Here is a 14,383-nt window from a genome sequence, read left to right as displayed (position 1 = left end):
TACAAAGGAGACAGCATGTCCACCATGTTCCATCAGCTCAAGGCCCTGGCCCAGGCCGGCAAACCGGTGCGGGTCGGCCTGATCGGCGCCGGCAAATTCGGTTCGATGTTCCTCTCGCAAGTCCCCCGTACACCCGGTGTGCATCTGCTCGGCATCGCCGACCTCTCGCCGGCGCGCGCCAAACAGGCGCTCACGCGCGTCGGCTGGAAGGACGACATGCACGCTGCACGCTCGTGGGAAGAGGCGCTGCGCGACGGCAGCACCTTCGTGCAGGACGATGCCGAAGCGATGATCGCGCATCCGCAACTCGACATCGTCATCGACGCCACCGGCAGTCCCGCCGCCGGCATCCGCCACGCATTGCTGTGCTGCCAGCACCGCAAGCACATCATCATGGTCAACGTCGAAGCCGATGCGCTGGCGGGACCGCTGCTGGCGCGCCGTGCGGCCGAAGCCGGCATCATCTATTCGATGGCCTACGGCGACCAGCCGGCGCTGATCGCCGAGATGGTTGACTGGGCGCGCACCTCGGGCTTCGACGTGGTGTGCGCCGGCAAGGGCACCAAGTACCTCCCGATCTACCATCAATCCACACCGGATACGGTATGGGGACACTACGGTTTCAGCGAGGCGCAGGTGGCGTCGGGCGACTTCAATGCGCAGATGTTCAACTCCTTCCTCGACGGCACCAAGTCGGCGCTGGAAATGGGCGCGGTGGCCAACGCCTGCGGCCTGACGCCGGGCGCGGACGGACTGGCCTTCCCGCCGTGCGGCGTGGACGATCTGCCGAACCTGCTCAAGCCGGCTTCGGCGGGCGGCATTCTGCCGCACTCGGGCACGGTGGAAGTGGTGTCCTCGCTGGAACGTGACGGCCGTCCGGTGTTCCGCGATTTGCGCTGGGGCGTGTACGTGACCTTCGAAGCGCCGAGCGATTACGTGCGCGACTGCTTCGCCCAGTACGGACTCAAGACCGATGCCAGCGGCCGCTACGCTACCATGTACAAACCGTATCACCTGATCGGCCTCGAGCTCGGCATCTCGGTGGCCAACATCGCCGTGCGCGGCCAGGCCACCGGCAGCACGCTGGCGTTCAGCGGCGACACCGTCGCCACCGCCAAGCGCGATCTCAAACCAGGCGAAAAACTGGACGGCGAAGGAGGTCACATGGTCTACGGCAAACTGATGCCGGCGGCCGACTCGCTCAACGCCGAAGCATTGCCGATCGGCCTGGCGCATCACATCGTGTTGCAGCGTCCGGTCGCAGCGGGCCAGGCGGTGCGCTGGAGCGACGTCGCCATCGACAGCAGCGTGCAGGCGATCCAGGTGCGGCGTGAAATGGAAGCCCTGTTCCGCAAGGAAATGGGATTGGCGGCGCCGCGCAACAGCATCGCCGCATGATCTGAATGGGCATGAAAAAACCGTCGTCCTGCATGACACCGGACGACGGTTTTCTTTTGGCGACGACGTATCAGAAGTCGTACTTCAGCTCCGCAAACAAGGTCCGCTGCGGAAACGGATGGAACAGGAAGTAATCCTTGTTGGTGATGTTGTCGATGCCGACGGCGGTGCTCCAATGCTTGTCGATCTTGTAGCGCACGCGCGCATCAAAAATCACGTAGCTGTCGAAGCCCTGGTAGGTATGCGTGTTGACATCGCTGTTGTCGACCGTGGCGTACAGGCGGCCGCTGTAGCGTCCGGCCAGCGTGTAGGCCCATTTGTCGTCGGGACGGTAAGTACCTACCAGCGTGGCGCGCCACTCCGGCACGTAAGGCGTGCGCTTGCCAACCGAGGTCGTGGTGGAAGAGACGAAACTGCTGTTGCCGAGGATACGCGCATCGACATAGGTCAGGCTGCCGTTGATCTCGAGTCCGCGGATCAGCGCGTCGTCTTTTTGCAGCACCAGTTCGACGCCGCGCTGGCGCGTCTTGTCGATGTTCTGCGTATAGGACGACACCACCGTGCCCAGCGTCGCGGTCTGCGAAATCAGGGCGTTCGAGACGTCTTCCTGGAACAGCGACACCCGCACCTTGCCCTTGTCGAGCACGCGCTCGATCGCCAGTTCGCTCGACAACACGCGCTCCGGCTGCAGGTTGGGATTGGGCTGGCGGAAGATACCGTCGCTGCCCTGTACGTTCTGGTACAGCTCGCCCACGGTCGGGAAACGCAAGGCCTTACCAAACGAGCCGGTGAACTGCCATTGCTCGCCGGGCGTCCACGCCACCGACAGCTTCGGCGAGAAGCCGGAGTTACGCACCTCCGGCTGGTTGATGCCGCCGCTGGCCACCGCATAGTTGTAGCCGCCGAAGGCGCGCCACCATTCATAGCGCCCACCCAACGTCGCCTTCCAGTCCTGCGCCAGGCGCCAGACATCCTGCGCCCACACAGCGGACGTCTCGGTCTTGCCGCGCGAGTCGGTCGACAAGGCGCCGTTGCTGCCGGAAACCCAGTTGCCGGTCAGGTAAGTCGGGCTGACCAGTTTGTATTGATCGTAGTGGCCGCCGAAGCTGACGATGTGCGCGCCCTTGAGACCGTCAGGACGCCAGACACCCTTGAGGTCGAGCGTGTTCCAGCCGGTGCCGCCGGCGTCGGCGACAGTGCCGGCACCGCCGTTTTGTGCAGCGGGATAAAGGCCTGTCGACGTACGTGTCAGATCCTTGGACATGGAGAAATTGCTCACGACTGCTTCCCAGTCGAACACGCCCTGCGTCTTGCTGCGGACCGACAGGCTTTGCATCCACTGCTCTTGCTCGACGGTGTTGCTGGAAAATCCGCTGGCACTGGTATAGACCGGCGCACCTGCAGCATTGCGTAGATAAGTGACGGCATGTGCATCAGCCCTGTTCTGCCAGAAACCAAGCGTATAAGTGGCCGTGAGCGTCGGCGAAAAATCATAGGCCAGCTTGAGCTTGGCATTGTCCTGCACGGTGTGTGTCAGCCCGGACGCACCCAGGACGACAATACCTTTCCCCGTGCGATCCTGGGTCGCATAGCTGCCGCTGCTGCCGGCCGGCGCCGTGCCCGTCACATATCCCAACGGCTGGCTGTAGCTGTCCAGATGATTGGCGCTGAACCACCACGACAGGTCGCCGCTGCGATTGCCCAGCGTGGCGCTCAATTCCTGTGCGCGATAAGTGTTGCTGGTGCCGTACTGGCTGAAATCCTGGAACGCGGTATTGGCCTTGACGCTGGCTTCGAAGTGATCGGGCATGCGCGTGGTGATCTCGGTCACGGCGCCGTAGGAATTACCAGGATACTGCGCGGCGAACGGACCGTACAGCACGTCGATGCGCTCGACTTCTTCCGGCGCGACCATGAACCAGCGCGGCGAACCGTTGCCGTTGTTGTTGTTGACGAGCGCCGACAGCAGCATGCCGTCGGCGTAGATCAGGCTGCGCGCGCCGGCGTTGATGCCGGTGGTGCGCGTGGACATCGGCGCCTGCGTGTCGCCGATGTAGCGCTTGCGCACCAGCACGTTGGGCAGGTACTTGAGCGTGTCCTCGACGTTCATCGCGTTGACGGTGTCGGCGGCCTTGGCGGCGGTGATGCTTTCGGTGGTGGTCGGCAGCTGGTTCTTTTCACTGACCGAGCGCGACTCCTTGACGACGACTTCGGGCAAGGCGGCGGCGCCTTCAGATTGAGATTGAGCCTGGGTGAGCGGGCTCCACGCGGCGATCATCGCCAGCAGCAGAGGCCGCAAAGGGAAAGGAAACGGAGTGGTATTTTTCATGTTGATCCGGACCGGCGGCGCAGGCGCGGACAAGATCCGTACTTGCGCAAGTTGACTGAACAGGGAAGACAACCGTCAAACCGTCAGCGGTTGCCACTGAATTCAGACGGCCGGCGGCGGCGCACGCGACAGTGCGACGGTCCATGCAAACAGCGGCTGCGGCGCGCGATAAAACAGGCGCGGCAGGAAATGTGAAATGGTGAAGACGGTCTCGGCCAGCATCGGTTGCCGTGGCGGCGCGACGGCGTCGGCATGCATCAGGCAATACGGGCAATGCGAGGAAGAAGCGGCGTTTTTACCGGTGTCGCGATCAGCTTCATTGGCGGTCTTGTCGCCGAAGGCGCTGCAGATTTCCATCCAGAACGAACCGCCGCGCTCCTGCGACCACGCTTGCGATGCCGCGGAAAACGTCGGGGCGAGCACCATCAGCAGCACCGCCAAAATGGCGGCCCACGCGGTGATTGTGCTACGGATGGATGGGCTCGAACGGCCCGATGTCTGCTTCCCCATCGTGCGAATGTAGCACGCAGATGCGCGGCAATGCAGCGCCGGAACTGGCGTTCAGGCCGACGGCAAGGTGTACGCGGCGGGAAGAAAAAGGCTTGAAAGGCTTGCCGGTGGCGGTCTGCAAACGATGCAAGCCGCCACGGCAAGACCGGATGAAAGCAGGTGCGACAAATTGTCGCACCCCTGTAAGCCCGGAAGCTTGCAGGGGCGAATCGCCCGGATTACTTGTTCGGCGTTGCGGCCGGCGAGGTTGGCAGAGGCTTGATGCCCTTGGTCTGCGCCACGGTCAGGCTGGTGACAAAGCTGGCGACATCGTAAGGCTTGCCGTCGCGTTCGCCGGCGGTCTTGTCGATGTGATGCGCTTCAACGACATAGGTGCCTTGCCATGGCAGGTCGAAGTTCACCAGGCCTTGTTCATTGGTGTGGCCTTCCTTGCCCCAGCCTGCCGAAGTGATGATGCTGATCTTGGTCTTGGCCAACGGCTGGCCCTTGTAGACCAGCTTGAATTCTCCCGGCTTGCCGGTGGTCACGATGTCCAGCGTCAGGCGCGGCGCCTGTTCGGCGAAGTCGGTGACCAGGCGCGCGGCCGGAGTCCACAGGGTGCGCGTTACGGTTTCGCCGGTCTTGCGTTCGAGGATGGGATAGTGCGCTTCTTCAGCAACAATGGATTCTCCCTTGCCGGCGCGCCCCGACAGTGCGTAGGCGTTCTTGCCCTTGTTCACGTCCAGCGTCTTGTCGCCGTTGGCGCCCAGCAGCACGGCGCTCGGTTGCACGAAGCGGTCGAGCAGGCCCGGCGAAGTTTCGCGCAGGTTCTCACCGAACTCGCCGAAGTACAGGTTGGCGGACTTGGCGTCCTGCTGCAGCCAGACGTGGTGAGCCTGTGCGGACGCGGCCAGCAGCAAGGTGGACAGCAAGGCGGGAATGACGAGACGTTTCAGTTTCATGTAGTGCTTCCTTTCAGGGGCTAGGTGTTTTTATGATGCAAAACGACAAACTCTCTCCTTCCGGCGCGCATCGACTAATGAGCATCGACTGATGAACAACGAGCAAAACCCTGCCGGAGATGAAGAACAAACGGGAGATCATGCGAAGCGCTGTATGGCGCCAACCTGGCTTGAGGCTCGGTTAATTTTAATTATCGAGAATGATTATCATTATATCAGAAGCTGACAAAACCCTGAATCCGAAAAGCCCCCTACAATGAGCGCCGCTCTTTACCGGCAAAACCGTCCGCCTCCACCGGCACAGGTAGCCGCAGTTCAATTTCGGCCCGCATCATCAAGGCCAGTTCAAGGAGAAAGCCCCCATGCTTCGTCGCAATCCCTCCGGCGATATGCCGCAAGTCCACGAATCCGCTTACGTCGACCAGACCGCCATCCTGTGCGGCAAGGTCATCGTCCACGAGAATGTTTTCATCGGCCCCTACGCAGTCATCCGAGCCGATGAAGTCAACGAGAAAGGCGAGATGGACGCCATCGTCATCGGCGCTCACTCCAACATCCAGGACGGCGTGGTGATCCACTCCAAGTCTGGCGGCGCCGTGACCATTGGCGAGCGCACGTCGATCGCACATCGCGCCATCGTGCACGGTCCCTGTACCGTCGGCCATGACGCCTTCATCGGCTTCAACAGCGTACTGTTCAACTGTGTGATCGGAGATGGTTGCGTGGTGCGCTACAACGCCGTGGTGGATGGTTGCCATCTGCCGCCGGGCTTCTATGTCCCGTCGACACTGCGAATCGGCCCGCAAACCGATCTCGATGCCTTGCCGCGGGTGTCGGCGCAGGCGTCGGAATTTTCGGAAGACGTGGCGCGCACCAACAATGAACTGGTGCAGGGCTACAAGAAATTGCAGAACGAATTCTGAGCGCCGTTGCAACGCCCAAAAAAGAAAAAGACAGACGGCTCTTGCCGTCTGTCTTGTACGGTGAAACTTACTTTGCGTCCTGGTAGGTATCGCCGATGACTGCCTCACCCTGGATTGCCACTTCCATTCCCGGTTCTGCGAAATGTTCGATGGTCAGCAACGCGCTGCCGGGATACTTGCCGGTGTCTTTGAACGCCGCGACGCGAATTTCTGAAGCACGCGGACCGTTGCGCGTTAAAAAAATGGCATCAAAACGAAATGATGAAAATGCCCATGCACTACGTCCCGAAATACAACGGATTGGTCAACTGCGGGGCGCAACACTTTCCTTGAGGCATTCAGCCAGCTTCGCCGCAGCCTTGCCGACAATTTCGGCATCCGCATGAATCAAATAAAGCGCGGAAGTGCGCCGTGCCCCGGCGAGCAGCGGCAGCGGCATTGATCAGCGCGCTGAAATTCTTCTTCGCCACGCTGGCGGGGATGGCGATCGGCGTCTTGCACGACGGCACCTCGCTGCCGCTGGTCATCGTGATGGCTGTCTGCGGTTGCGGCGCCTGGGGAAGTCATCGCTTGCTACTGAAGAAGCGTCCGCAAGCGGATGCTGACTTCGGCCAACGCTCCTAGCTTCCCCTGTAGGTCGAATACGACCACGGCGACACCACCAGCGGCACATGGTAATTCTGCGCCGGGTCGGCGATGCCGAAGGCCAGCACCACTTCATCGACGAAACGCGGGGCCGGCAATTGCACGCCCTGCGCCGCGAAATAATCGCCTGCGCCGAACACCAGTTCATAGCGTCCGGCCAGCAATTCGTCGCCTTGCAGCAACGGTGCATCGCAGCGGCCGTCGCTGTTGGTGACGGCGTTTTTCAGCAGGACCTTCTCGTTGCCGCGGACCGCAAACAAGGCCACCTTGACGCCGACGCCCGGCTTGCCCTGGGTGACGTCCAGGACGTGGGTGCTCAGTTTTCCCATTGTGTTTCCTCTCGTTGACAAATTTTGTAGATCATTTCAGTCGCAAATGATATACCGCAGAGATCAGGTCCATATACGTTCGCCGTTATATCTGTAATCAATTCTGAAGACATAATTCGGCGAAGATGCAAAAAACGATTCCAAGGCAGGAGACATGACAGATTCCACTTACCCTCGCGACCTCACCGGTTACGGCCGTACGCCGCCGCACGCGCAATGGCCTGACGGCGCGCGCATCGCATTGCAGTTCGTACTCAACTACGAAGAAGGGGCGGAGAACAGCGTGCTCGACGGCGACGCCGGCTCGGAAACTTTCCTGTCCGAAATCATCGGCGCCCAGAGTTTCGCCGCGCGCCACATGAGCATGGAGTCGCTTTACGAATATGGCTCCCGCGCCGGCCTGTGGCGCTTGCTGCGCATGTTCGAAGAGCGCCGGCTGCCGCTGACCATATTCGGCGTGGCGCGCGCGCTGCAGCGCAATCCGGAAGCCACTGCCGCCTTCCTCGAACTGGGTCACGAAATCGCCTGCCACGGCCTGCGCTGGATCAGCTATCAAAACATCGACGAAGCCACCGAACGCCGCCACATCGCCGAAGCGATAGCGATCATCAAGGACATCACCAACAACGCGCCGCTGGGCTGGTACACCGGCCGCGATTCTCCCAACACACGCCGTCTGGTGGCCGAACACGGCGGCATCGCCTACGACGCCGACAGCTACGCCGACGACCTGCCCTATTGGGACAAGGTGCAAACCACACGCGGCGCCACACCACAACTGATCGTTCCCTACACGCTCGACAGCAACGACATGCGTTTCGCCGCACCGCAGGGTTTCAACACCGGTACGCAATTCTTCGACTATCTGAAGGACGCCTTCGACGTGCTGTACGCCGAAGGTGACCCGTCCGGGCTCGACCGCCCCAAGATGCTGTCGGTCGGCCTGCACTGCCGTATCGTCGGCCGGCCGGCGCGCGCAGCGGCGCTGGCGCGTTTCCTCGATTATGTACAGAAGCACGACAAGGTCTGGATCACGCGCCGCATCGACATCGCCGACCATTGGCGCGCCACTCATCCGTTCAAAGTTTGATCTACCGCCGTGGCGGCTCCACGGAACACTATAAAAAACAGCAGTACACATAACCATTCAATGGAGGAGACACCATGCAGCAAGCAAACGCAATCGTGCGCACGCCACTGGGCAAACATCTCGCAGCCGGCCTGATCGGACTGTCGGCGTTGGCCGCCGTGCAGCACGCACACGGCGCCGACTGGAGCGACAATTCCATCGGCTACCGCTACGGCACCAAGTTCGCAGAGCCGTTCAACACGCAGGACATCAGCAAGAACATCATCAACTTCACCCATGCCAGCGGCTACAAGTACGGCACCAATTTCCTCAACGTCGACTTCCTCATGTCCGACAACAAGGACAGCAATGCACAGGAAGCCTATCTGACTTATCGCCACACGCTCGACATCGGCAAGATCAGCGGCAAGGATCTGGCGTTCGGCCCGGCGCGCGGCGTCGGCTTCACGCTGGGTGTTGACCTCAACACCAAGAACGATCCGGGCTACGGCTCCAAGAAGCGCATGTGGGTCGCCGGTCCGACGCTGATGATGGACGTGCCGGGCTTCCTCAACCTGAGCATCTTCGCGCTATGGGAAAGCAACAAGCCGGTCGGCATCGCCAACCGCTACTCCTACGACACCCATCCGATGTTCAACGCCGCCTGGGGCATTCCGTTCGGCACCAGCGGCTTCGCGTTCGAAGGCTACCTGAACTACATCGCCGCCAAGGGCAAGGACGAGTTCGGCAACAGCACCAGCCCGGAGCTAAACTTCGATGGCCAGATCATGTACGACGTCGGCACACCGCTGGGCATGGGCAAGAACACCTTCCGCGTCGGCGTGGAATATCAGTACTGGCGCAACAAGTTCGGCAACCGTTCGACGGTGCCGGGCTCGCTCGCCAAGACGCCGATGCTGCGCGCGGAATATCACTTCTGAGTCTGCGTGTAACATACCGGGGGACGCATTTGCGTCCCCTTTTTCATTACACACCCGATTGCCCATGACCGACATCAGCCGCAACGAATGGCAGACCCGCCTGGACCTCGCCGCCTGCTATCGCCTGTGCGCGCTGCAGGGTTGGGACGATGTGATCTATACGCACATCTCGGCCACCGTGCCGGACGAGCCCGGCCACTTCCTGCTCAATCCCTTCGGCTTGCGCTTCGATGAAGTCTGCGCCTCGAACCTGGTCAAGGTCGACCGCCACGGCGCCATCGTTGGAGACAGCCCCTATCGCATCAACGTCAGCGGCTTCGCCATCCACGGTGCGGTGCACGCGGCGCGCCCGGATGCACTGTGCGTCATGCATCTGCACAATGATCATGCGGTGGCCGTCAGCGCCCAGCCGCAGGGCTTGCTGCCGCTGTCGCAACACGCGCTGCGCTTCTACGAGGCCATCGCCTGCCACGATTACGAAGGGCTGGCGCTGACGCCGGCCGAGCAGACCCGTCTGATTGAACGCCTGGCCGATTTGCCGGCGCTGCTGCTGCGCAATCACGGCAGTCTGGTGTGCGGACGCACCGTCGCCGAGGCCTACGTGCTGATGGATACGCTGGACAAAGCGTGCCGCATCCAGCTGCTGGCGCAAGCCGGCGGGCAGGCGCTGCACATGCCGGCGACGGATATCTGCCGCACGACGCACCGGCAACTGCTTGGCGACGGCAGCCCGGAAGGCCTGCTCGAATGGCCGGCGTTGCTGCGCAAGCTGGATGCGATCGACGCATCCTACAAGAATTGATTTTACTGAGGAGACGACATGCCCACATTCAACATCCAGTTGTTCGAAGGTCGCAGCATCGAACAGAAACGCGAACTCGTGAAAGCGATTACAGAGGTCACCTGCAAGACGCTGCAATGCAGTCCCGAATCGGTCGATATCATCATTCAGGATGTACGCAAGGAAAACTGGGCGACCGCCGGCAAGCTGTGGTCGGACTGACCACGACACTGCAGAAATAGAAAAACGGCGTGCTGGATGTGCACGCCGTTTTTCTTTTTGCGAATCCTGAAATCGTTCTATTCGGACAGCACCGTCTCCACCTTTTCATTCGGCGTGAAGCGAATCAGCGGCACCCGCCGCACCATCCACAAGCCGATCAGCGCCGACACGACCGCCAGCGCAATGCCCATGTGGATCGCGCCGACCAGTGCATCGCGGGCAGCGTCCAGCAAGGCCGATCCGTTATGCCCTGCTTGCAGCATTTGCGCCAGCAGGGTCGACTGGATATCGTGGTTGACGAGGATTTCCGGGTCCTTGAATTCGGCCAGCCATTGTGCTGCGTGATCGGTTTCCAGCGCGCGCTCGACGCCGCTGCCGTACATCTGCGTGACCAGCGTGCCAGTCACGGCGGTGCCGAGCATGCCGCCGATCATGCGCAGCGACTGCAGCAAGGCGGTGGCGATGCCGAGATGCTCGCGGCTGGCCGCCTGCTGTGCGAACACGGTCAGGTTGGGCAGCACCAGCCCGAGGCCGAAGCCGCCGGCCAGCATCGTCGCCAGCATGAAACCGGTCGGCGTATTGCGCTGCGACAGCACGATGCCCAGGCAGGACAGCGCGATCAGCACGAAGCCGACGTACATCATCATGTTGGGATTGGGAATGCGCGTGACGATGCGACCGTTGACGATGCTCGCCACGGTGATACAGGCCACCAGCGGCGTGATCAGCAAGCCGGCTTCGCGCGGCGACATGCCGAAGCCGCCCTGAAACAGCAGCGGCGCATACATCAGCATCGAGAACATCGAAAAGCCCGCCAGCACCGACAGCAGGAACAGGCTGGAGAGCGCCGGATCCTTGAACATCTCGAACGGCAGGATCGGTTGCTCGACCTGGCGCTCCCATTTCCACAACGCGTAAAACGCGCCGATAGCAACCACCAGCAACGCCAGCATGCCGCCGGTCAGGCCGCGCTTGGGGAAGAGCTCCACCAGCAGTTGCAGACTGCCCAGCGCCACTGAAATCAGCAGCGCACCCACCCAGTCAAGGCGAACCTTGCCGGCGTGCTTGTGATGACGGATGTGGGGGATGTAGCGCATCGCAAAGAACAGCGACACCAGGCCCACCGGCAAATTGACGTAGAAGGTCCAGCGCCAGCCCAGCGACTGTGTCAGGAAGCCGCCCAGCGATGGGCCCACCGAAGTTGCAATGCCGTAGGCCGCACTGAGGATGATCTGCCAGCGCAGGCGGATGTGCGGATCGGGGAACAGATCGGCCGCCGAGGCGAACGCAGTGCCAACCAGCATGCCGCCGCCGATGCCTTGCAGGCCGCGCGCCAGCACCAGGAACAGCATGCTGTCGGCCATGCCGCACAGCATTGACGCAATCACGAAGATGATGATGGAAGCGATCAGAAACGGCTTGCGGCCGAAATAATCGCCAAGCCGGCCGAAGATTGGCACGGTGATCACCGACGTCAGCAGATACGACGTCGCCACCCAGGCGTACAGGTCGAAGCCCTTGAGCTCGGCGACGATGGTCGGCAAGGCGGTGCCGACGATGGTCTGGTCCAGCGCCACCAGCATGATGACGAAGCAGATGCCGAGCGTGGCCATCAGGGATTCGCGGAAAGGCAAGACTTGACCGCTCGAATGCGCGGCTTCTTTGTGTGGAGACATGTTGGGAAAATCGTTTGGCCGGGGCTTGCAGATGTTGATGTTGGCGAAACGACAAGCACCTGAAAATGATTACTTGTCGTGCACGACCACATTCATCACAGGCGCCAGCCTGAAGTGACTGAACCGTCATTCTATCAATTGCGGACGTACCCTGCAGAATGTCTTGGCAACGATGCCGGCATCAGCGCTTCACCTCGCGGTGATAAAGAACTTCGCGACCCTTCAGCGGCTGCAGATCACGGCTGTTGCCCGAGTAGTAGCGATGAAAATCTTCCAGTTGGGCTGACGACAAGGTGACCGGCTGCGACAGCACATGCCACTCCGCATTCTCGGTCAGCGGTGGTGTGGTCAGCGAACCGAGATAGTGAAAGTAACTCAGGTCTGCCGGCAACAAGGGGCTGATGTCAAACTCCGGCATCGGTTCCGCCTGCCCTGCCCGTACGACGCGTCGCATGATGGCGCCAAACGCGGGGTTGGCGGCGCCTTTCTGAAACGGGACGCCGATCACTGCAAGGCGACCGTTTTTGGCGCGGTAGACCAGATGCAGCTCCAGCGGATATCGCTTGCCGTCGATTACATGCTCGGCCGGTGTGTGGAAGTGGAACTGCTGCAGTTGAAAGCGGCGCCCGCGAATGCTTGCAAAATTTCCCGGCAATACGTTGATTTGTATCGTGTGTGAGTTGTCCACCACGATGGCGTCTCTGATCGTGCGCGCTATCTTGATGCTGTCGTCTTCATCGTCGTCGAAATCCGGCATCGCGTTGTTCGAATCAAGTGCAACCGGCGACTGGCGGTCGCCGTGCACTTCTTTCCACGCTGCCTGATGCGCATAGTCAAAGTGCGTGCCTTCTGACATCGCATCCGGCGTAGCGCCGGCCAGCATGATCGTCAATAACAGCATCGCAGGCAACGCCTTGTCGGCCCCAGCAAAAATCTTTGATTTCATGAAAATCCTCGGTCCCATGTTGTTCGTCACTGAGGCCGAAATTTTAGTCGCGCGCTTGTACGAAACACGTCGCGTCAGGAGGATTAACCGATATACAACGGCCTGTTCGAAATCGAACGACGTCTTTATCGTTGTGGCAACGCTGAGAAAAGTAGGGAGAGAGTCGCTATCAGGAAGCTGATAACCGGAGTGTCTGACGAGCCGCCTGACGAAAAATCAGGCGGCTGTACGAGGAGAGATATGCAAGAGCCAAGGCGCTATCAGTCGCCCGCGATGGTCATGCTTTCCAGCAGGATGGAGCCGGTTTCCTTGGTGCCGCGGATCAGGGTGTCGTTACCGATGGCGACGATCTGGCGCAGCATGTCTTTCATGTTGCCGGCGATGGTGATCTCTTCCACCGGATACTGGATCACGCCCTTCTCGACCCAGTAGCCCGACGCGCCGCGCGAATAATCGCCGGTCACGTAGTTCACGCCCTGCCCCATCAGCTCCGTCACCAGCAGGCCGGTATGGAGTTTCTTGAGCATGCCCTTGAAGTTGTCGGATGCGGTGGTCAGCGACGAAGTGATCGACAGGTTGTGCGAGCCGCCGGAGTTGCCGGTGGTTTCCATGCCCAGTTTGCGCGCGGAATAGGTCGACAGGAAATAGCCTTGCACGACGCCGTCCTTGACCACTTCGCGGCGATGCGTCTTGACGCCTTCGTCATCGAAGGGGGCGGAGCCGACGCCGCCGATGACATGCGGATCTTCGAGGATCTGGATATGGTCGGGCAACACTTGCTTGCCCAGCGAGTCGAGCAGGAAGGTCGATTTGCGGTACAGCGCGCCGCCCGACACCGCTTGCACGAAAGCACCCAGCAAACCCGCCGCCAGCGGCGCTTCGAACAGCACCGGGCACTTGCGCGTGGACAGCTTGCAGGCGTTCAGGCGGGCCAGCGCGCGTTCGGCGGCGTAGCGGCCGATGGCTTCCGGCTTGGCCAGTTTCTTTGGATCGCGCATCGACGAATACCAGTCGTCGCGCTGCATGTTGGAGCCCTTGCCGGCAATCGGCGCCACCGAAATGGTGTGGCGCGAGAATGGATAGCCGCCGATGAAGCCACGCGAATTGGCCGCGACAAAATGCGATTGCTGCGCGTAGACGCTGGCGCCTTCGCTGTTGGTGATGCGCTTGTCGACCGATAGCGCGGCGGCTTCGCAGCGCTGCGCCAGTTCGACCGCTTCTTCGGCGGTGATCAGCCAGGGTGTGCACAGCTTGAGATCGCGTGGATTGAGTTCGAGGTTTTCTTCGTCAGGCAGGCCGGCGCAGTCGTCAATCGCGGTGAAACGCGCGATGTTGTAGGCGGCTTCCACGGTTTCCTTGAGCGCCTGCTGCGAGAAATCCGAGGTGCTGGCGTTGCCGCGGCGCACATTGCGGCCTTCACCAAGGTACACGGTGACGCCGATGCCCTTGTCCTTGTTCTGCTCGATGGTCTCGATCTGGCCCTTGCGCACCGCTACCGACAATCCGCTGCCTTCGCTGATGTCGACCGCAGCATCCGAAGCGCCCTTTTCCTTGGCGTAACGCAACACATCCTGTGCAAGCTGCTTCAATTGGTCTTGACTGTGGGTAAATACGGTATCGCTCATTGGGCTGTTTTCTTCGGAATGCGTATAAAACGGGTATGATAGCAGTCG

General features: G+C 61.1%; 16 protein-coding genes. 9 read left to right on the top strand and 7 right to left on the bottom strand.

Features of this window, described 5'->3' with window-relative positions; genetic code table 11:
• Window positions 1–15 precede the first annotated feature (15 nt).
• Window positions 16–1,398: an NAD(P)H-dependent oxidoreductase gene (locus ACIROY_RS16715; protein ID WP_402342528.1), complete on the top strand. Its 1,383-nt coding sequence runs from the start codon at window positions 16–18 to the stop codon at window positions 1,396–1,398.
• Between the two features lie 70 nt (window positions 1,399–1,468).
• Here ACIROY_RS16715 and ACIROY_RS16710 read toward each other — a convergent pair whose 3' ends face one another.
• The 3 genes from ACIROY_RS16710 to ACIROY_RS16700 all read right to left on the bottom strand — a co-directional run bounded on the left by ACIROY_RS16710 (window position 1,469) and on the right by ACIROY_RS16700 (window position 5,178).
• Complete coding sequence (locus ACIROY_RS16710; RefSeq protein WP_402342525.1) at window positions 1,469–3,727, bottom strand: TonB-dependent receptor; 2,259 nt, start codon at window positions 3,725–3,727, stop codon at window positions 1,469–1,471.
• Window positions 3,728–3,829: 102 nt separating this feature from the next.
• Complete coding sequence (locus ACIROY_RS16705) at window positions 3,830–4,237, bottom strand: DUF2946 domain-containing protein (protein ID WP_402342522.1); 408 nt, start codon at window positions 4,235–4,237, stop codon at window positions 3,830–3,832.
• 218 nt (window positions 4,238–4,455) lie between these two features.
• Entirely contained in the window at window positions 4,456–5,178 is a 723-nt protein-coding gene (locus ACIROY_RS16700) for a DUF4198 domain-containing protein (protein ID WP_402342519.1), read from the bottom strand.
• A gap of 91 nt (window positions 5,179–5,269) precedes the next feature.
• Here ACIROY_RS16700 and ACIROY_RS16695 point away from each other — a divergent pair, with 91 nt between their 5' ends.
• The 4 genes from ACIROY_RS16695 (at window position 5,270) to ACIROY_RS16680 (ending at window position 6,725) form a co-directional block, all read left to right on the top strand.
• Entirely contained in the window at window positions 5,270–5,404 is a 135-nt protein-coding gene (locus ACIROY_RS16695) for a hypothetical protein (RefSeq protein ID WP_402276452.1), read from the top strand.
• A gap of 136 nt (window positions 5,405–5,540) precedes the next feature.
• Window positions 5,541–6,101, top strand: a complete 561-nt coding sequence (locus tag ACIROY_RS16690; protein WP_016833314.1) for a carbonate dehydratase — start codon at window positions 5,541–5,543, stop codon at window positions 6,099–6,101.
• A gap of 95 nt (window positions 6,102–6,196) precedes the next feature.
• Window positions 6,197–6,487, top strand: coding sequence for a hypothetical protein (locus ACIROY_RS16685; protein ID WP_402276448.1), 291 nt, complete (start codon window positions 6,197–6,199; stop codon window positions 6,485–6,487).
• Between the two features lie 25 nt (window positions 6,488–6,512).
• Window positions 6,513–6,725: a hypothetical protein gene (locus ACIROY_RS16680; RefSeq protein WP_402342516.1), complete on the top strand. Its 213-nt coding sequence runs from the start codon at window positions 6,513–6,515 to the stop codon at window positions 6,723–6,725.
• Here the strand turns inward: ACIROY_RS16680 and uraH are convergent.
• A complete protein-coding gene (uraH, locus tag ACIROY_RS16675; RefSeq protein ID WP_402276443.1) occupies window positions 6,722–7,075 on the bottom strand; it encodes a hydroxyisourate hydrolase in 354 nt (117 codons plus the stop codon). The genes ACIROY_RS16680 and uraH overlap by 4 nt on opposite strands.
• A 154-nt stretch (window positions 7,076–7,229) precedes the next feature.
• Here uraH and puuE point away from each other — a divergent pair, with 154 nt between their 5' ends.
• The 4 genes from puuE (at window position 7,230) to ACIROY_RS16655 (ending at window position 10,088) form a co-directional block, all read left to right on the top strand.
• Window positions 7,230–8,165 carry an allantoinase PuuE gene (gene puuE / locus ACIROY_RS16670; protein WP_402276439.1) on the top strand — a complete coding sequence of 312 codons (936 nt, stop codon included), beginning with the start codon at window positions 7,230–7,232 and terminating at the stop codon, window positions 8,163–8,165.
• 74 nt (window positions 8,166–8,239) lie between these two features.
• The gene (locus tag ACIROY_RS16665; RefSeq protein WP_402276436.1) at window positions 8,240–9,085 is read left to right on the top strand and encodes an outer envelope protein; all 846 of its coding nucleotides are present in this window, start codon (window positions 8,240–8,242) and stop codon (window positions 9,083–9,085) included.
• A 64-nt stretch (window positions 9,086–9,149) separates the two neighbouring features.
• A complete protein-coding gene (locus ACIROY_RS16660; RefSeq protein WP_402342513.1) occupies window positions 9,150–9,887 on the top strand; it encodes a class II aldolase/adducin family protein in 738 nt (245 codons plus the stop codon).
• Window positions 9,888–9,905: 18 nt separating this feature from the next.
• A complete protein-coding gene (locus ACIROY_RS16655) occupies window positions 9,906–10,088 on the top strand; it encodes a 4-oxalocrotonate tautomerase (RefSeq protein WP_402276431.1) in 183 nt (60 codons plus the stop codon).
• A gap of 77 nt (window positions 10,089–10,165) precedes the next feature.
• On the opposite strand, the gene ACIROY_RS16650 is transcribed toward ACIROY_RS16655, so the two are convergent.
• From ACIROY_RS16650 to pmbA, 3 genes are all read right to left on the bottom strand, one after another.
• Window positions 10,166–11,764, bottom strand: a complete 1,599-nt coding sequence (locus ACIROY_RS16650) for an MDR family MFS transporter (protein ID WP_402342510.1) — start codon at window positions 11,762–11,764, stop codon at window positions 10,166–10,168.
• A 181-nt stretch (window positions 11,765–11,945) separates the two neighbouring features.
• Complete coding sequence (locus ACIROY_RS16645) at window positions 11,946–12,710, bottom strand: carbonic anhydrase (protein ID WP_402342507.1); 765 nt, start codon at window positions 12,708–12,710, stop codon at window positions 11,946–11,948.
• Between the two features lie 260 nt (window positions 12,711–12,970).
• On the bottom strand, window positions 12,971–14,335 hold the full coding sequence (pmbA, locus tag ACIROY_RS16640; RefSeq protein WP_402276424.1) for a metalloprotease PmbA: 1,365 nt from the start codon (window positions 14,333–14,335) through the stop codon (window positions 12,971–12,973).
• Window positions 14,336–14,383: the final 48 nt, after the last annotated feature.

The sequence above is a fragment of the Herbaspirillum sp. NPDC101396 genome, assembly GCF_044767365.1.
Lineage (GTDB): Bacteria > Pseudomonadota > Gammaproteobacteria > Burkholderiales > Burkholderiaceae_D > Herbaspirillum.
Note: the sequence above shows the minus strand (reverse complement) of the source record. Positions and strands in the feature narration are given on the sequence as shown.